At 68.9% G+C, this 16,871-nt stretch carries 20 protein-coding genes; 13 read left to right on the forward strand and 7 right to left on the reverse strand.

Features of this window, described 5'->3' with window-relative positions:
• Window positions 1-73: 73 nt before the first annotated feature.
• From AJAP_RS00695 to AJAP_RS42715, 7 genes are all read left to right on the forward strand, one after another.
• Window positions 74-1,864, forward strand: coding sequence for a sodium/solute symporter (locus AJAP_RS00695; RefSeq protein WP_038507291.1), 1,791 nt, complete (start codon window positions 74-76; stop codon window positions 1,862-1,864).
• Between the two features lie 139 nt (window positions 1,865-2,003).
• Window positions 2,004-2,348, forward strand: a complete 345-nt coding sequence (locus AJAP_RS00700) for a DUF485 domain-containing protein (RefSeq protein ID WP_038507294.1) — start codon at window positions 2,004-2,006, stop codon at window positions 2,346-2,348.
• Window positions 2,345-3,976, forward strand: coding sequence for a solute symporter family protein (locus tag AJAP_RS00705; protein ID WP_037333680.1), 1,632 nt, complete (start codon window positions 2,345-2,347; stop codon window positions 3,974-3,976). The genes AJAP_RS00700 and AJAP_RS00705 overlap by 4 nt, the downstream gene beginning before the upstream one ends.
• A 47-nt stretch (window positions 3,977-4,023) precedes the next feature.
• Window positions 4,024-4,374: a rhodanese-like domain-containing protein gene (locus tag AJAP_RS00710; RefSeq protein ID WP_007030524.1), complete on the forward strand. Its 351-nt coding sequence runs from the start codon at window positions 4,024-4,026 to the stop codon at window positions 4,372-4,374.
• A gap of 44 nt (window positions 4,375-4,418) precedes the next feature.
• On the forward strand, window positions 4,419-5,345 hold the full coding sequence (locus tag AJAP_RS00715; RefSeq protein ID WP_051972295.1) for a DUF4328 domain-containing protein: 927 nt from the start codon (window positions 4,419-4,421) through the stop codon (window positions 5,343-5,345).
• A gap of 75 nt (window positions 5,346-5,420) precedes the next feature.
• Window positions 5,421-5,720, forward strand: coding sequence for a hypothetical protein (locus AJAP_RS00720; protein WP_038507297.1), 300 nt, complete (start codon window positions 5,421-5,423; stop codon window positions 5,718-5,720).
• 27 nt (window positions 5,721-5,747) lie between these two features.
• Window positions 5,748-6,173: a type II toxin-antitoxin system VapC family toxin gene (locus tag AJAP_RS42715; protein WP_038507300.1), complete on the forward strand. Its 426-nt coding sequence runs from the start codon at window positions 5,748-5,750 to the stop codon at window positions 6,171-6,173.
• 172 nt (window positions 6,174-6,345) lie between these two features.
• Here AJAP_RS42715 and AJAP_RS00730 read toward each other — a convergent pair whose 3' ends face one another.
• Together AJAP_RS00730 and AJAP_RS00735 are read right to left on the reverse strand one after the other, a co-directional pair.
• Entirely contained in the window at window positions 6,346-7,515 is a 1,170-nt protein-coding gene (locus tag AJAP_RS00730) for a cytochrome P450 (RefSeq protein WP_038507303.1), read from the reverse strand.
• A 60-nt stretch (window positions 7,516-7,575) separates the two neighbouring features.
• Entirely contained in the window at window positions 7,576-7,788 is a 213-nt protein-coding gene (locus AJAP_RS00735; RefSeq protein WP_037333665.1) for a hypothetical protein, read from the reverse strand.
• 290 nt (window positions 7,789-8,078) lie between these two features.
• On the opposite strand from AJAP_RS00735, the gene AJAP_RS00740 reads away from it, so the two are divergent.
• The 4 genes from AJAP_RS00740 (at window position 8,079) to AJAP_RS00755 (ending at window position 10,947) form a co-directional block, all read left to right on the forward strand.
• Complete coding sequence (locus tag AJAP_RS00740; protein ID WP_038507305.1) at window positions 8,079-8,960, forward strand: DUF5926 family protein; 882 nt, start codon at window positions 8,079-8,081, stop codon at window positions 8,958-8,960.
• Window positions 8,961-9,033: 73 nt separating this feature from the next.
• Window positions 9,034-9,387, forward strand: a complete 354-nt coding sequence (locus AJAP_RS00745; RefSeq protein WP_038507308.1) for a DUF952 domain-containing protein — start codon at window positions 9,034-9,036, stop codon at window positions 9,385-9,387.
• A 205-nt stretch (window positions 9,388-9,592) separates the two neighbouring features.
• Entirely contained in the window at window positions 9,593-10,105 is a 513-nt protein-coding gene (locus AJAP_RS00750; protein ID WP_038507311.1) for a SigE family RNA polymerase sigma factor, read from the forward strand.
• Window positions 10,102-10,947, forward strand: coding sequence for a hypothetical protein (locus AJAP_RS00755; RefSeq protein WP_038507314.1), 846 nt, complete (start codon window positions 10,102-10,104; stop codon window positions 10,945-10,947). Before AJAP_RS00750 ends, AJAP_RS00755 begins: the two co-directional genes overlap by 4 nt.
• A gap of 67 nt (window positions 10,948-11,014) precedes the next feature.
• On the opposite strand, the gene AJAP_RS00760 is transcribed toward AJAP_RS00755, so the two are convergent.
• The 3 genes from AJAP_RS00760 to AJAP_RS00770 form a co-directional block, all read right to left on the reverse strand.
• Window positions 11,015-11,566, reverse strand: coding sequence for a ferritin (locus tag AJAP_RS00760; RefSeq protein ID WP_038507316.1), 552 nt, complete (start codon window positions 11,564-11,566; stop codon window positions 11,015-11,017).
• A 157-nt stretch (window positions 11,567-11,723) separates the two neighbouring features.
• Window positions 11,724-12,935 (reverse strand): arginine deiminase, encoded by a 1,212-nt coding sequence (locus tag AJAP_RS00765; protein ID WP_051972296.1) that lies wholly within the window; start codon window positions 12,933-12,935, stop codon window positions 11,724-11,726.
• Window positions 12,936-12,948: 13 nt separating this feature from the next.
• Window positions 12,949-13,746, reverse strand: coding sequence for a CPBP family intramembrane glutamic endopeptidase (locus tag AJAP_RS00770; protein WP_038507319.1), 798 nt, complete (start codon window positions 13,744-13,746; stop codon window positions 12,949-12,951).
• A gap of 23 nt (window positions 13,747-13,769) precedes the next feature.
• On the opposite strand from AJAP_RS00770, the gene AJAP_RS00775 reads away from it, so the two are divergent.
• A complete protein-coding gene (locus tag AJAP_RS00775; RefSeq protein ID WP_038507322.1) occupies window positions 13,770-14,231 on the forward strand; it encodes a PPOX class F420-dependent oxidoreductase in 462 nt (153 codons plus the stop codon).
• Here the strand turns inward: AJAP_RS00775 and AJAP_RS00780 are convergent.
• A complete protein-coding gene (locus AJAP_RS00780) occupies window positions 14,228-15,019 on the reverse strand; it encodes a DUF2470 domain-containing protein (protein WP_038507325.1) in 792 nt (263 codons plus the stop codon). The two genes, AJAP_RS00775 and AJAP_RS00780, sit on opposite strands and share 4 nt — an antisense overlap.
• 94 nt (window positions 15,020-15,113) lie before the next feature.
• Here AJAP_RS00780 and AJAP_RS00785 point away from each other — a divergent pair, with 94 nt between their 5' ends.
• Entirely contained in the window at window positions 15,114-16,121 is a 1,008-nt protein-coding gene (locus AJAP_RS00785) for a hypothetical protein (RefSeq protein ID WP_038507328.1), read from the forward strand.
• Window positions 16,122-16,123: 2 nt separating this feature from the next.
• On the opposite strand, the gene AJAP_RS00790 is transcribed toward AJAP_RS00785, so the two are convergent.
• Window positions 16,124-16,864, reverse strand: a complete 741-nt coding sequence (locus tag AJAP_RS00790; protein WP_038507331.1) for a hypothetical protein — start codon at window positions 16,862-16,864, stop codon at window positions 16,124-16,126.
• Window positions 16,865-16,871 lie beyond the last annotated feature (7 nt).

The raw sequence follows: 16,871 nt of genomic DNA on the forward strand, positions 1-16,871 counted from the left end.
ATGCCTGCGTGACCGACCTGCTCTCGCCGCGCCCTGGCAGCGCGTTTCCGTCAGCGCGCGATTAAATGACACCGTGCAGCTGAACTCTTGGGCCATCGCCGGCATCGTGCTGGTGGCGGTCCTGACCTTTTATCTGGGACACCGCTCCTCGCGGTCTGCCGTCAGCACGCACGATTTCCTCGTCGCCCGCCGCACCGTGCGCTCCCGGCGCAACGCCGCCGCGATCTCCGGTGAGTACCTGTCCGCCGCGTCGTTCATGGGCGTCGCCGGCATCGTGCTCAAGGACGGCGCCGACGCGCTGTGGTTCCCGATCGGTTTCACCGCGGGCTATCTCGCGCTGATGCTGTTCGTCGCCGCGCCGCTGCGGCGGTCCGGCGCGTACACGTTGCCGGACTTCGTCGAGATGCGGCTGGGTTCGACGATGCTGCGCCGCGTCTCGACGGCGTTCGTCGTGTTCATCGGCATCCTCTACATGGTCCCGCAGTTGCAGGGCGCGGGCCTGACGCTGGCGACCATCCTGCCCGTGCCCGCGTGGGCGGGCGCGATCCTGGTGACCTGTGTGGTCGGGTTCAACGTGATCGCGGGCGGGATGCGCGCGATCACCGTCGTCCAGGCCTTCCAGTACTGGCTGAAACTGTTCGCCATCGCGGTCCCCACGTTCATCCTGTGCATCGTGTTCCTCGGCGCCGGACCGCCGGGCAGCGCGCGCCCGCTCGGGCAGCCCGCCCCGCCGACCTTCCCCGAGAACACCACGGTTTCGGTGCAGGCCGACGTCACGCTGAAGGTCACCTCGGTGACCGTGCTCGAGGCCTACGGCCAGGTGGAAGGCGCGCGCGCCAACGGTTTCGCGGTGTGGGCGCCGGAGGCCGCGCACAAGGTCGCCAAGGGCACGACGCTGAAGTTCACCGCGGGCACCCCGGTGCCGGTGGTCAGCGACGCGCCCACGTCCAATGGCGACTGGCTGCGGCCCGGTTCCGGCAGTCTCACCGATCTGCTGCAGGTCTATTCGCTGATCCTCGCGACGTTCCTCGGCACCATGGGCCTGCCGCACGTCCTGGTCCGCTTCTACACCAACCCCGACGGCAAGGCCGCGCGCCGCACGACGGTGCACGTCCTGCTGCTGCTCGGCCTGTTCTACCTGTTCCCGACGCTGCTGGGCGCACTGTCGCGGATGTACGTCCCGGAACTGCTGGTGACCGGGAAGACCGACGCCGCCGTCCTGCTGCTGCCGTCCGCGGTCCTGCCGGGACTCTGGGGGCAGATCCTGGGCGCGGTGACTGCGGCCGGCGCGTTCGCGGCGTTCCTGTCGAGCTCGTCCGGGCTGCTGGTGAGTGTCGCCGGGGTCGTGTCCACCGACGTCCTTCCCGGCCGCGTCCGCGATTTCCGGGTGGCGACGGCGATCGTGGCGCTGATCCCGTTCGCGCTGGCGGTGCTGCTGCCGTCGGAGGATCTGTCGCTTTCGGTCGGGATGTCGTTCGCGCTGGCCGCGTCGACGTTCAGCCCGCTGCTGCTGCTCGGGGTCTGGTGGCGCAAGCTCAGCTGGCCCGGCGCGCTGGCCGGGATGCTCGTCGGCGGCGGACTCGTGCTGTCCGCGCTGGTGGTCAACATCGTCAGCAAGTACACCGGCGGCTGGGCGCCGTGGTTCTCGAACCAGCCCGCGCTGATCACCGTCCCGGCCGCCTTCCTGACCACCTACGTGGTGAGCCGCGCGACCGGATACGGGCGGCCGGACGACGTCCACGGCGTGATGCTGCGGCTGCACGCGCCCGATCCGCTCGGCTTCATGCGGGACCGTGCGGTCGCCCGGTTCGGGCAGGCCGAAGAGAAGACGCGGACCACCGGAAAAGGCCGTCACCGGAAGTAAATCACTCTTTCGAGTCGCGACCCTCTACGCAGAGTCGTACCGTTCACTCAAATGGATTGCTCCTCTCGCGCCCTATGAGGGGCATGATCTTTCGTGACAACGAAGTCATGGAATGGTCGCGGCAGGTGGGAGGTCCGACATGAGCGAGACCGATCAAGACCTGGGTTCCGAACCGGAATCCGACTGGGAAAAGGTCCAGGCGAGTCCGGAATTCACCGAGCTGCGACGACGGCTGCGGGTATTCGTTTTCCCGGTGTCGGCCCTGTTCCTCCTCTGGTATCTGCTGTACGTGCTCCTCGCCGACTACGCGACCGAGTTCATGAGCACCAAACTCTTCGGCAACATCACCGTCGGTCTGGTCTTCGGCCTGCTGCAGTTCGTGTCCACCTTCGTGATCACCGGCCTTTATGTCCGGTACGCGAACCGGAAGCTCGATCCGCTCGCGGACAAGATCCGGCACGAGGTCGAAGGGACCGAACGGTGAATACGCTGGCAGCGGGCGTACAGGGCAGCAGCCCGGCGCTCAACATCACCATTTTCGCGATCTTCGTGGCGATCACGCTGGTGATCGTTTTCCGGGCGAGCCGGAATACGAAGACCGCGTCCGACTACTACGCCGCCGGCCGCGCGTTCACCGGCCCGCAGAACGGGATCGCGATCTCGGGCGACTATCTTTCCGCGGCGTCGTTCCTGGGTATCGCCGGTGCGATCGCGATCAACGGTTACGACGGTTTCCTCTACTCGATCGGATTCCTCGTCGCGTGGCTGGTGGCGTTGCTGCTGGTCGCGGAACTGCTGCGCAACACCGGCAAGTTCACCATGGGCGACGTGCTCGCGTTCCGGATGAAGCAGCGCCCGGTCCGCGCGGCGGCCGCGATCTCCACGCTCGCCGTCTCGTTCTTCTACCTGCTCGCGCAGATGGCGGGGGCGGGCGGTCTGGTGAACCTGCTGCTCGGTATCGAGGGGAACCTCGGCCAGGACCTGGTGATCGCCGTCGTCGGCGTGATCATGATCCTGTACGTGCTGATCGGCGGGATGAAGGGCACCACCTGGGTCCAGATCATCAAGGCCGTCCTGCTCATCGCGGGCGCGTTCGCGATGACGTTGTGGGTGCTCGGGAAGTACGGCTTCAACCTCTCCAGCCTGTTCCAGGCCGCCGTCGACAAGGGCGGCCGGACCGGGGAGGCGCTGCTCGGCCCGGGCAAGCAGTACGGCAAGACCGGCACGACGAAACTCGACTTCCTGTCCTTGGGCATCGCGCTGGTGCTCGGCACCGCGGGGCTGCCGCACGTGCTCATGCGCTTCTACACGGTGCCGACCGCGAAGGACGCTCGCCGTTCGGTGGTGTGGGCGATCGCGCTGATCGGCATCTTCTACCTGTTCACACTGGTGCTCGGCTACGGCGCGGGCGCGCTCGTCGGGCCCGACGTGATCGCGAAGGCGCCGGGCACGACCAACTCGGCGGCACCGCTGCTGGCACTCGAACTCGGCGGACCTGTCCTGCTCGGCTTCATCGCGGCGGTGGCGTTCGCGACGATCCTCGCCGTGGTCGCGGGACTGACGATCACCGCGTCCGCGTCGTTCGCGCACGACGTCTACGCCAACGTGATCAAGAAGGGGAAGACCGATCCCGACAGCGAGGTCCGCGTCGCGCGGATCACCGCGCTGGTGATCGGGGCGGTCGCGATCGTCGGCGGGATCCTCGCGAAGAACCAGAACGTGGCGTTCCTCGTGGCGCTCGCGTTCGCGGTGGCGGCTTCGGCGAACCTGCCGACCATCCTGTATTCGCTGTTCTGGAAGCGGTTCAACACCCAAGGCGCGTTGTGGAGCATCTACGGCGGCCTCGCGGTTTGTGTGCTGCTGATCGTGTTCTCGCCGGCGGTGTCGGGCAAACCCGTCGATCCGAAGACCGGCAAGAGTGCCTCGATGATCCAAGGCGTCGACTTCCACTGGTTCCCGCTGGACAACCCGGGCATCGTCTCGATCCCGGTCGCGTTCTTCCTCGGCTGGCTCGGCACCGTGCTGTCCAAGGACCACAATCAGAAGAAGTACGCCGAGATGGAGGTCCGCTCGCTCACCGGCGCCGGTGCGGAAAAAGCCGTCAAGCATTGAGTTGTTCTTCACGCGCGCGCAACGGGACGGGATGCGAGGATGGCAGGGTGGTGAGCCCTGCTGACATCCCGACCGTCGCCGTCCGTGATCTGCCGAAGGACGGTGTCGCGCTGCTCGACGTCCGCGAGGACGACGAGTGGGCCGCCGGGCACGCTCCCGGCGCCAAGCACATCCCGATGGGTGAACTGCCCGCGCGGGTCGGCGAACTCGACGACCTGCCCGACGACCAGCCGGTCTACGTGATCTGCCGCAGCGGCGGCCGGTCCGCGCGCGCCGCCGCGTGGCTCAACGCGAGCGGCTGGGACGCGGTGAACGTCGCCGGCGGGATGGGCTCCTGGAAGCAGGAGGGGCGCCCGATGGTCGGCGACCATCCCGGCGTCGAGCCCGAAGTGCTGTAACCGTGCAGCCAGGCCACTACCCACCGAGGGCGCCACTGTCGCCGATGCCGCCCGTGCGCCCCGCGCCGATGCGGCAGCCGGTGCGCCATCGCGTCCGCTGGGTCGCTTCGCCGCCGCCCGGCGCGCTGCCGCAGCGTCGCAAGCCCGTGGCCGAGCGCTACTCCGGCCCGCCGTCCTACCCGGTCCCGCCGAGGTGGGGCTTCCCGAATCTGGTCTGGCGCCGTCCGACAGCCGTTCCCGGGACGGCGTCGGGCGAGGTCACCGCGGGGGAGCGGCTGCGGGTGATCACGCGCAGCCTGCTGCCGGTGCTGTGGACCTTCGCCGCCCTCGCCGTCATCGCCTCGGCCGCGGAGATCTGGCGCTACGTCCTGCTGGTGCAGAGCCGCGACTCCGCGCTGTCGACGTCCGTCGTCTCGGTCTCCGACACCTTCGTGATCACGGCCGGCCTGCTCACGACGATCCTTTCGCTGCTGCCGGCCGGGCTCACCGTGTGGTGGCTGCTCGTCGCCAGGCACGCGGCCGCGGACGTCTCCGGCGAGGCGCCGCCCAGGCGGCAACGGCATGTGCTGGCGTTCGTGCTGGTGCCGGTGGTGAACCTGATCATGGTGCTGCCGGTCGTCGCGGAACTCGAACACGCCGTCCTGCGGCGGACGCGGGAAACCCGGCCGAAGCCGTCGCGGCTCGTGCTGGTCTGGTGGGGCGTCTGGGCACTCAACTGGGTGCTGCTCGCGCTGGTCATCGTCTGGCGGTTCCGTGACGGTGTCCAGGCGCTGGCCGACGGCGTCGTGCTGGTCGCGCTGACCGACCTGACCGCGGCCGGGCTGGCGGTGGTGACCGCGCTGCTCGTGAAGCGCATGTCCGGGCTGCTCGCTCCTGTCGAGGAGAAGCGCCTTCGGCTGCTTCGCGTGCTTAAGGTGGACGGGGTTCCGGAGCCGGAGCGGCGCGAACGTCCCGCTTCCTCCGTGCGCTGACGCAACTTTTTCACTAAACGTTGAATGCGGATTCGCGCACTCCGCTGACGAGGGATCAGTCTGTAACATGGCGGTATGAGCGAGCAGCGGAAGTGCGACCTGCCTGCCGGGGAGACCGGCCGGGTGCGGTCTGCTGCGAGCGGTCTTTACAAGTCGTCCGCCGCCAGGGCGAAGAAGGTGAAACAGCCTGTGACAGGGCGAGTTTCGCCTGGCGTGAAAACGGGGCTCACCGGGCATGGGATCCGTCGGCCTGAGCCGGCCCCGGACGAGCCGTCGAAGCCGTATTCCTTACCGTCCTTCTTGGGCATGTTCGATCTGCCAGCCGACGCGTCCGAGACGGTGAAGGCCGTGGTACGCGGCCGGGACGTCGCCTGAGTTCGCGACGGGAACAAGCGAAGATCGATGGCGCGTCCGATCGTGGTGGACGCTGGTCCGCTCATCGCCATGGCCAGCCGGAAAGATGATCACCATCATGCGGTGGTCGAGTGGCTCGCGACCGCGGCCACCCGTGATCTGCTGGTGCCGTCGCTCGTACTGACCGAGGTGTGTCACTACATCGAGAAGTATCTGGGTGGCGAAGCCGAGGCGGCGTTCATCGAAGGACTCATACGCTCGCCTCAGTTCGCGATCTATCACCCCATGGACGACGATTTCCGGCGGATGGCCGTGCTGATGCGCCAGTACTCGGATTGGCCGCTCGGCCTGGCGGACGCGGCCGTCGTGGCCACGGCCGAACGGCTGAAGACGGTCGAGGTGGCCACTGTGGATCGCCGGCACTTCGAGCACATCAAGCCGGTGCATGTTTCGCACTTCACGCTCTATCCCTGACCTGGGGAAAGAGAGCAAGGGACCTTTGCTACCACTCGCCAGCGCCGGGTGAGCTCCCCGCGCTGGTGGTCTCGGTGTGGGTGAAGGGGACTTTCACCGCATGCGACGCGGGTAAAGCGTCCTTCACCTCACGGCCCGCCCCAGGCGCGACGCGAACGTCCGGCGCAGGTCCCTAACCCGTGGTCACTCGGAGCGAGCGCAGCCCCCGGATCACGAACTCCGGCCGCCGCTCCGGGGTCTCGGCGAGCTCCAGCCCCGGCAGCTTCGAGGCAAGGGAGGACAGCGCGGCCGCGATCTCCACCCGCGCGAGCGGGGCGCCGACGCAGTAGTGGATGCCCATGCCGAAGCCGAGGTGCGCGTTCGGCGTGCGGCCGATGTCGAGTGCGTCCGGCCGGTCGAAGACCTTCGGGTCCCGCGCGGCGGCGCCGAGGAGCGCGCCGATCTTCTCGCCCTCGGCGACCCGGAACCCGGCGATCTCGACGTCAGTGGTCGCCGTCCGCTCGAAAAGCTGCAGCGGCGCGTCGAAGCGGATCAGCTCCTCGACGCACGGGTCCAGGAGCTCCGGCGAGGCCAGCAGCCGCTCCCACTGGTCGCGGTGGGTCAGCAGCGCGTTGACGCCGTTCCCGATGACGTTCACGGTCGCCTCGTGCCCGGCCATCAGGAGCAGGACCGCGGTCGCGACCAGTTCGTCCTCGGTGAGCTCACTGCGCAGAAGGTCGCTGACGATGTCTTCGCCGGGGGAGTTCGCGCGCTGCTTCGCGACGTCACGCAGGTAGTCGACGAACTCCGCGGCCGCGGCTTCGGCGGCGTCGCGCTTGTCCTCTGCGAGGCCGTACTCGTACATCTTGACGATGTGGTTCGACCAGGTGACCATGCTCGGTCCCTTGTCGACCGGGACGCCGAGCAGTTCCGCGATGACCGCGACCGGCAGCGGCTGCGCGAGGTGCGCCAGCAGGTCGGCCGAGCCGGTTTCGGCGATCTCGGCGGCGAGGCCGTCGACCATGCCGTCCGCGAGTTCGGCGACCATCGGCCGCAGCCGCTGGACGTGCCCGCGCCCGAACGCGCCCGCGATCACCCGCCGCAGCCGCGTGTGGGCAGGCGGCTCGTTCTCCAGCAGCGAGTTGCGGTGCAGGAGGTTGAACGACGCGAACCGCTCCACCGGCAGCGCGTCCTGCCAGATCCGGCCCAGCCCGCGATGCCGCAGGACGGCGGCCGACGCCGCGTGCGACACCGCCACGGCGATGCCGAGACCGTCGTGCCGGTGGACTTCGCCGCGTTCGCGGAGGTCGGCGAAGGACGGGTACGGATTCGCGAGGAAGGCCGGGTCGGCGAGGTCGAACACCCGCCGACTGTAACCCGGCCGGGCGCCGCGCCGGGGTGGCCGCCCCGGCGCGGCAGGGAGCTACAGATGCAGCCAAAGTCCCAGGTGCAGGTGCAGCCCGTGATGGTGATGCCCGTGGTGATGGCCGACGCACAGCAGCAGGCAATGTCGCGCCTGGTCGGCTCTGTCGGACTGCGGCGCGGCCGAAGCCGTGCCCACCGCGGGCCCGGCCAGCATCAGACCGAGTGCCACGGGAAACGCGGCCAACGCGGCCCGGCGCTTCGAGGTGCTCATCTGTGATCCCTTTCTCCGCACTACGGCACCGGATGGCGCCGTGATCGAGTATTCGGTGCGGTACGGGCAAAACGGCAGGCTGATCACCCGCGATTAGATCGTCCGGATGATGACAACCGTTTTCAGTCACGTTTGCGTGGTACCCGGATGGCCGCTGAAACCCGCCGATCCGGTCGATCCGGTGGCCCGCCGGGTGTCGTCCGCGCCGTCTTCGTCACCAACCCCGGGGGCCTTACGAGGCGTGCGCCTTCCCGCGATAGCGTTCCGAACCGAGCTTTGAGGAGGCTGACGTGGGCAAGGGTTCGCGCAAGAAGGGTCCCAAGACGACCTCGGACCGCAAGCCGAAGGTGCGCGACGTCTTCGTCGGCCAGCCCTTCGAGGGGCTCGCGGCGGAGACCGAGCTGATCGCGCTGCGCGAGTTCGTCCCGTCGGCGACGGCGGCGCTCACGCTGGGCTCCGGCGAGAAGGTCACCCTCGGCACGGTGCTGCCGATGGCGGCGGCCGCGTTCGTCCGGTCCGACGGCGAGCGCTACATCGGGATGCAGGTGCAGACCCGCTCCTCGGACATCAGCCGCGACCTCGGCCGCGCGCTTCAGTGGGTGCTGGAGGCCAAGGAGGGTGACGTGCTGTCCGTGCCGGACACCACGACGCCGCCCACCGCCGACGAGAAGGCCCGCCTGCAGGACCTGCTCGACACCGACGTCGAACTCGACGTCACGCTCTACAACGACTTCGCCTGGTGGCTGCCCGAGGACGCCGACGCGAGCGGAGACGTCGCGCTGTCCCTCGAGCGCGCGAACGCGGCGATCATGCCGACCGAACGCCTCGGCGCGGGCGCGTACTGGGTGCTCGCCGGGGAGAAGGCGCACCTGCGCTGGGTCCGCCCCGAGCCGGAGAACCTGCTGCTGCAAGCGCTTGCGCGGCTTTCCGCGGCCGGTGAACTGGGCCTTGGCGAGGGCTCCCGCTACGCCGGTTCGTTCCGCGCGCACGGGCTGCTCGTCCCGGTGTGGGACCTCGACCCCGAGGCCCACGCCCGCGAGTGGGCCGACGCGAAGGACCAGCTCGGCACCCGGCTCGAGGCGGCGCTGAAGTCCCTCGACACCGAGCCGCTCAACGCCGCCGAGCGCCGCTCGCGCGACGGCCTCATCGGCCGCCAGCTCACCATCCGCTGATCCCCTTCCCGCGCATTTCGTCCTCTGGATGCGGGCTCCGCATCCAGAGGACGAAATGCGCGAGGATGGGCGCGTGATCCTCCATATCTGCGCCAAGGACGAGTGGGCAGCGGTGCCCGAAGGCGGCGTCTACACCGCCGCGTCGCTCGAATCCGACGGCTTCATCCACTGCTCGGACCCCGGAACCGCGCATATCCCGGCCAACGCCGTGTTCCCCGGCCGCACCGATCTGGTGCTGCTGGAGATCGACCCGGCGCTCGTCGGCGCGCCCGTCGTCTGGGAGGACGGGGACCCGCCGCATCCGGCCGGTATCCAGTTCCCCCACGTGTACGGACCGATACCCCGTAACGCCGTGGTGGCCGTTCACGAATTCCCTGTTCAGGGGGACGGTTCGTTCAGAATTCCCGAGTCCGTGTCGAAACGTTGAGGCGGGCAACTCCTCGGCGGGGCGAGCGTCTCTCGAACTGGTTCGCGGCTGAAGACAACCTGTGGGGGCGGTCATGCGTTTCGGGAGAGGTGAGCCAGGCAGACCTGGCCAGGTGACCCCGGGAGGAGGCGATACGGTGACCGCTGCCGCGACGGTCATACCGGGGACGGACGTCTGGGGGGCCGGCGAGAGCCGGAACAGTGCCGTGTCGGGTGAGCTCACCGACTTCGGCGACTTCGTGCGGGCCAGCCTTCCGGGGCTGCTGAGGTACGGGCACGCCCTCACCGGGAATCCGCACGACGCCGCCGACCTGGTCCAGACCGTGCTGGAGAAGATCGGCTCCCGCTGGTCGTACGTCCAGCACAAGACCGGCGACCCGATGGCCTACATCCGCCGTTCGATGGCCAACGCGCATATCAGCCGCTGGCGCCGGACCAAACGCGAGAGCCTCGTCGCCGACCTGCCGGACGTCCAGCCGTACAGTCCGGCCGATCCGTTCGAGCACGAGCCGCTGTGGCAGGCGTTACGCGCGTTGCCGCCGAGGCAACGCGCGGTGATGGTCCTGCGTTACTACGAAGGGCTGTCCGAGGCGGAGATCGCGGATTCGCTCGGGGTCAGCCAGGGCACCGTCAAAAGCCAGGCGAGCAAGGCGATCGCGTCGCTGCGGACGAAGCTCGCGTTGTTCGAGCCCAAGGACGAAGGGAGGGAAGCGGGATGAACATGTCCGACGAGGACGTGAGGCAGCAGCTGCGCGAACTGTTTTCGGACGAGCGGCTGGGCGCGGGGTCCACGCTGAATCCCGAGGCGATCGTCGCGGGCGCCCGCCGTCGCCGTCGCCGCCGTCAGCTGATGCAGACGACGAGCGGGATGGCCGCCGCGGTGGTCCTGCTGGGCGGTGGGCTCACCGTCTTCACGATCCACGACAAGGACAATGGCGCGGCCTTCCCCGGTGGCGACCAGCTCACCATGGGCGCGGCGTCGTCGAGCCCGGCGCAGCCGGGGCCGGGGAGTTCGGCGCCGGCGGCTTCCGCGCCGGTGGAACAGCCGAACCCGACGACCGCGCCACCGCACTCGACCGCCTCGGACGGGCCGGTCAAACCGCCGAAGAGCACCGCCGCCACGAAGCCGCCTACGCAGCGCAAGGTGACCTCTGGTTCGTTGCTGACCTCCGCCGGCTTCGGCAAGCTCCGGCTCGGGATGAGCGAGTCCGAGGCGGAAGCCACCGCCGGTCCGCTGCGGGCGAAAGAGGTCCGGGGCACCTGCACCTACGGCCACGCGGACGAGGGGGCCGCCGTTCCGGTGTCGACGTCGGTGTCGCTGACCGAGGGCGACGGGATCACCGTCATCAACCCGACGGGCACGGTGCACACGCCGGAGGGGATCGGCGTCGGCTCGACCGAGGCGGACATCCTCGCCGCCTATCCCGGCAGTACCAAGGACGGCAGTTCCTACGTCGCGCCGGTGAGCGCGGTGAGCGCGTACCGGATCTCCGTGTCCGATGACGGGTCGGCCGTCAGCATCCTGCTGACCAGCATCAACCAGAACTGTCAGTTCAGCTGACGCACGAAGAAAACCCGGGCTTCTCCAAGGGGGAGAGCCCGGGTTTTCCTCGTGGTGGGAGCGTTGGTCAGAGCGCGCCGCCGGCGACCGGGGGCATCCCCGCGTCGGCGCCGCCGTCACCGACGGACTCGCGGTGCAGGTGGTTCTCCACCTCGAACAGGTTGCCGTCGGCACGTTTGACGATGTTGAGCAGCGTGGACATCTGGGAGATCTCCTCGACCTGCTCCTTGAGGAACCACTGCGTGAACTGCTCGCCGATGTAGTCCTCTTCGGCGCGCGCGGCCTTGGCCAGCTGCTGGATGTCGGTCGCGACGTCCTTCTCCTGCTGCAGCGCGAGCTCGATGAGCTCACGGACGTCGGAGAAGTCGTTGCGCACGTCGCCGGTGCCGGGGATCTCCACGTGGTGGTCGGTGTCCAGCATGTACTGGACCAGCGCCATCGCGTGGTTCCGCTCCTCGACGGACTGCTTGTAGAAGTGCTTCGCGAGCTGCGGCAGGTCCTCGGCGTCGAACCAGACCGCCAGCGCGATGTACTGCTGGGAGGCGTTGAACTCGTTGTGGATCTGCGCCTGCAGCAGTTCGTAGAACTTCGAGCGCGGTTGCTTCTTGGTGAGGGCCATGTGTTCGACGATACGTCATGTCCCTATTCGATTTCCACTTTTCTCTGGTGATGTCCCCCCTATTAGGTTACCATTACCGACAATAGGCCCGCCTCAATTAAGTAAGCCTTCCCTAATCAATCGAAATCAATTAGGGAAGGCTTACTTTATTTCTGTTTCAGATGCTTTCGCGCCGGATCGGGCACGACATGCAGCGCGGGCCGCCGCGGCCGGAGCCCAGCTCGGAGCCCGTGATGGCCAGGACCTCGATCCCGGCTTCCTCCAGGCGCGCGTTGGTTTCCACATTACGTTCGTACCCGATGACCACGCCGGGCGCGAGGGCGAGGGTGTTGTTCCCGTCGTCCCATTGCTCGCGTTCGGCGGTGACCGGATCGAGGCCGGTGTCGATGACGCGAAGCCGTTCGATTCCCATTGCTTCGGCGGCCGCGGTGAGGAATGGGGCCGGGCCTTCCACCTTCACGGAACCGTCGTCGGTCGGCCGCATCGTGAATGCGGTCAGCGAATCACGGGAAAGCGGATACATGACGACGGCGTCGGCCGCGACCATCGTGCAGACGGTGTCCAGATGCATGGTCGCGCGGGTCTGCTGGATCGGGACGGCGAGCACGGTGTGCGCGATCCCGTCGGCGAACACCGACCGGGCCAGCGACTCGGCACCCGCCGCGGTCGTCCGCTCGCCGACGCCGATGGCGAGGACGCCCGGCGAAAGCAGCATGACGTCGCCGCCCTCGATCGGCGCCGAATGCGCGCCGTACGCGCGGGCGGCATGGCGGAACCACGGGTGGTAGGCGTAGATGAGGTCCAGCACCGCGGTTTCGCGGACGCGCGCGGGCATGGTGAGCGAGGAGACCGCGACGCGGTCGCCGATCCACGCCGACGAGTCACGGGTGAACAGCAGGTTCGGCAGCGGATCGACGGCGAAGTCGTTCGGGTGGTTCATCAGCCGGACCAGGGAGGCGCCCTCGGCGGCGGGCAGTTCCTCGAAGGTCATCCCGGCCATCAGGACCTCGGCCAGCGTCGCCGGTGCCGCGCTCGAAAGGTGGGAGCGGAGCGAATCGGCCAGGTCGGGCCCGAGGCGCCGCTCGTCGACGGCCGCGTGCACGCCCGCCGCGTGGGCGCGGGTGTCCGAGAGCGCCGTGCGCAGCGCGTCGGCCAGCAGCAGCACCTCGACGCCGCGTCCGCGCAGGACCTCGGCGAACGCGTCGTGCTCCTCCTGCGCGCGGTCCACCCAGGGGATGGAATCGAACAGGAGCTGGTCGTTGTTGCGAGGCGTGAGCCTTTTGAGCTCGTTGCCGGGCCTGTGCAGCAGTACCGCACGCAGGGGGCCGACTTCGCTGTCAACTCGGGGTGGAGTCGTCTCGTCAATCACGGTTTCACAGTAGCTAGGGAAGCCAGGAAACTCGCCCTTTGAGCAGCGCGTATCCGACGAAGGAGACGAAATCCAGCGCGGTGTGCGCGGCGATCAGCGGCCACAGCCGGTTCGTCTTCTGCCACAGCCTGCCGAACACCAGGCCCATCACGACGTTGCCGACGAAACCGCCGAAACCCTGATACAGGTGATACGAACCGCGAAGCACCGAAGACGCGACCAGTGAGGTGTTCTCGCGCCAGCCGAGCTGCCGCAGCCGGGTCAGCAGATACGCGACGACGAGCACCTCTTCGGCGAACGCGTTCCCGAAGGCCGACAACGTCAGCGTGATCGGACGCCACCACGTCTCGCCCAAAGTGGACGGTTGCACCGACAGGCTGAACCCGAGGCCGTAGGAGAGGAAGTACAGCCCCAGTCCCGGAATCCCGATCACCGCGGCGAGCAGGAGCCCGTGGACGACGTCGCGGCCGGGACGCCGCCTGTCGAGCCCGATCTCCGCCAGCTTCATCCCGCCGCGCCACAACAGGTACAGCCCGAGCGCGCCCCAGCCGACGAGCTGGCAGGCACTCAGGAGCTGTTTGAGCAGGTCGACCAGGCTCAGGGTCGCCTGGGGGACGTTCAGCTGCGCCTGTTGCTGCGCGAGCGGCACCGGCTGCAGCAGCGAGTCCACAAGGGACAGCAGGCTGCGCAACCCGGACAGGCCGAGGGTGATGCCGAAGACGACGACCAGTTCGATGACGATCGCGCGGCGGCGCGCCGGATCTTCCACGAATTCCGGCAGCGCCGGGCGTTCGGGACGCAGCCAGCTCATCGGCCGCACGTTACCGTCGGGTCATGGCAAGGAGTATCGCGACCAACGAAACCGTCGACCGGGCCGCGCTCGTCGACTTCCTGTCCACCCGCCACCGCGCCATCCTGATGACCACCAAGGCCGACGGCGGACCCCAGCTTTCCCCGGTGACCTGCGGAGTCGACACGGAGGGGCGGCTGGTCATCTCGACGTATCCGAAGCGCGCGAAGGTCGTCAACATCCGTCGCGAGCCGAAGGTGTCCGCCTGCGTCCTTTCCGACGAGTGGAACGACCAGTGGGTCCAGCTGAACGGCACCGCCGAGGTGCTCGACCTCCCCGACTCGGTCGAGCCGCTGGTCGACTACTTCCGCGCGATCTCCGGTGAGCATCCCGACTGGGACGAATACCGCGAAGCGATGGTGAAGCAGGGCAAGAGCATCATTCGCGTCACCATCGATTCGTGGGGCCCGATCGCCAAGGGCGGCTTCCCGGCGGAACTCGCCTAACCCTGGGGAAAGTAAGGACAGCCGACCAGACGGCGGATCTCGCCGCTCAACTGCTGCGGCCCCTCGACCGGCCGCGAGAACGCCAGCCGGACGTCGTGGTCGCCGGAGTCGGCCTCGACGCGCAGCCGCAGCCCATAGCGGTCCAGCCCGAGCGGCCGGATCCAGCCACCGCGCAGCTCGGCGGGCACGTGCTTGGCGAGCTGCTCGACGACGTCGGCGTGGTCGGTCTCCAGATGCCTCAGCCATGCGGCCTCGTAGTCGTGGAAGGGATCCGGCGGCGCGGCGCTGAACATATGCGGCCGGAGCGAATGCGTGCCCTCGGCGTCCGCGAGCACCAGGGACGCCGGGGTCAGCCGCAGCAGTGTCAGGCCGTGCCCGACGTCCAGCAGCCGCTCGTCCGGCCGGGTTTCGGCGATGGAGACCGCGCGGGCCCGCGCCGACACCTCGGAAAGCGGTCGGAGCCAGCCCGTGATCCACAGCAGCCCGCGAATGGGTTCGCGCAGGTCGACCGGCGCCTGATCGGTCAGTTCGACCATCACCGCGAGCTCGCCGCGCTGTGCCTCGTGCGCGCGTTTCACCAGGTGGTGCTCGTCCGGCAGCAGGATGCTGACGCTGCCGCTCGGGTGCACGTGGTGCAGCTCGGGGATGACGCGGCCGCACTGTCCCGGCAGGTCGCGCTGCTCGGCGGTCGGCATCAGCGTCGCCGGCCCGTTGCGGGTGGCGATCGTCTTCGCGCGTTCCGCGGGGTTCGGCGCCGGCGGGCGGCGGATGGACGTCGGTGTGGTCACGGCTCACCTCCTAGTTAGGTGAGCCTAACCTGATCTGGCCGTCGAGTGGAAGTAGCCTGGATCACGTCTCACCGCGCACGTATACGTTGACCTGGTGGAAGACCACAGAATCCGGGTGCTCGAACCACCCGAAGGGATTCCGGCGAAGAACATGCCGGTCCTGACACCCCTTCTCGACCGTCTCACCCTGACCGCCGGAACGACGTCCTTCGCGTCCGGGTTGCTCGTGGTGCTCGGCGTCTTCCTGGCGGTGTCGGGCCGGTTCGGCATCGCCGCGCCCGCCTTCCTGCTCTGCTTCATGACACCGGTTTCGCTCTACTTCGGCTACCTCGTCCTTGCCGGATCGTCGCCGATGCGGAAGCTCACCGGCAAGCCGTTCCGCCTGGTGAGCGGGCTGGACGGGGTCGTCGTCGCCGGTTCCCGGGTGAGTGTCCCGCTCGACGGCCGGTGGCTCGTCTTCCGGCTGCCCGCCCCGCTGCGAGCGCAACTGGCGGCGCAACGGCGGCTGTGGGTGCTCGGCCCCTTCTTCGTGCTGCCCGGTGTCATCGGCCCCCGGCGCGGCGCGTTCCGGGACGCCCCCGTGCGGGGTTCGGCGCCGTTGGCGGCCGAGCCGGTCACGCCGGGACGGCTGGTCGCCCTGCAGGGACGGCTGCTGGGTTCGTACTACCTGCTGGGCGCCGGGATCACGCTGGTGGCGGCCGCCTTCTCGCTCTGGGTCGCCATCGACTATCCCGACCGCGACAGCCTCGTCGTGCCGAACACGCGGGTGCTGGCCGCGCTCTGCGTCCTCGCGACGATCGGGCTCGGTATCGCGGCCATCGTGGTCGCCCGGCCGTCACCCGAGCCGCGGTGGACCGAACTCGCCGTCGTGTCCGGGCCGGCGTCGGTCAACCTCTTCGGAATGGTCACTCTGAAAGGCCGGACGGTGCTGCCCGACGGTCGCGAGGTCACCGTCCAGGCGGGCGGTTCGGATCCGTCGCTGGCCGCGAACATCGCCGCCACCGGACGGCTGTGGGTGCTCGGCGTGCCGTCGGCGGGGAAGACGGCGAAGGCCGGTGTGCCGGGGTGCGCGGTTTTCGGGCCGGTCAGATTCGGGCGGTGACGTCAGCCGAGCGAGCGCCGCGTCGCCTCCTCGGTCTCCACGACACCCCGCCGGATCCCTTCCAGCTGCTCGCTCAACTCGCCGATCGTCGTGGTGTCGAGCAGTGCATCGCCGGTGGCGGCCGAGAGTTCGGCCGCCCTGGCGACCAGGCCGTCGAGGCCGAGCGCGCCGGATCGCAGCTGTGCCAGCAGTTTCCGCTGCGCGCTCGACAGTCGCGTGTGGACGTCCTCCTGTGCTTGCACCGATTCGAGCGACTGGTTCAGGTCGCCGCGGATGTCGTCGTCGGCGGTCTTCAATTCCTTGCGCAGCCGGGCTTTCTCGGCCGACACCGCGCCAAGGTCCACGCGCGCCAACGCCTTCCCGGTGGCGGACGTGCGAGCGGCCAGCCGCCGGAGGGTGTCGACGGTTTCCCGTACCACCGGCTCCATGGTGGTCACCCGATCCGCGAGCGGACCGGTGTCGAGCGAAGCGGAGATCGAGCGGAAGCCCTCGGCCGCCGCTTCCGCGCGCCGCACCCAGCCCGCCTCGGGGGAGCCGGGTTCGACATCGGGTAGCGGCCGTTCTTCGGGCTCCGGCAACGGTTTCGGGCGCGTGGCGGCGGCGACCCCGGCGCGGGCGGCGAGCACGGTCACGCCGACACCGAGCGCGGCGAGCGTCGGCAGCTGCACCGCCCAGGCGGCCCCCGCCGACGTCGCCGCGAGGAGCAGTCCCCACGGTTCGGCTAGCTCACGGACGAAGCGCATATCCGAG

This window comes from Amycolatopsis japonica (genome assembly GCF_000732925.1).
Classification (GTDB): domain Bacteria; phylum Actinomycetota; class Actinomycetes; order Mycobacteriales; family Pseudonocardiaceae; genus Amycolatopsis; species Amycolatopsis japonica.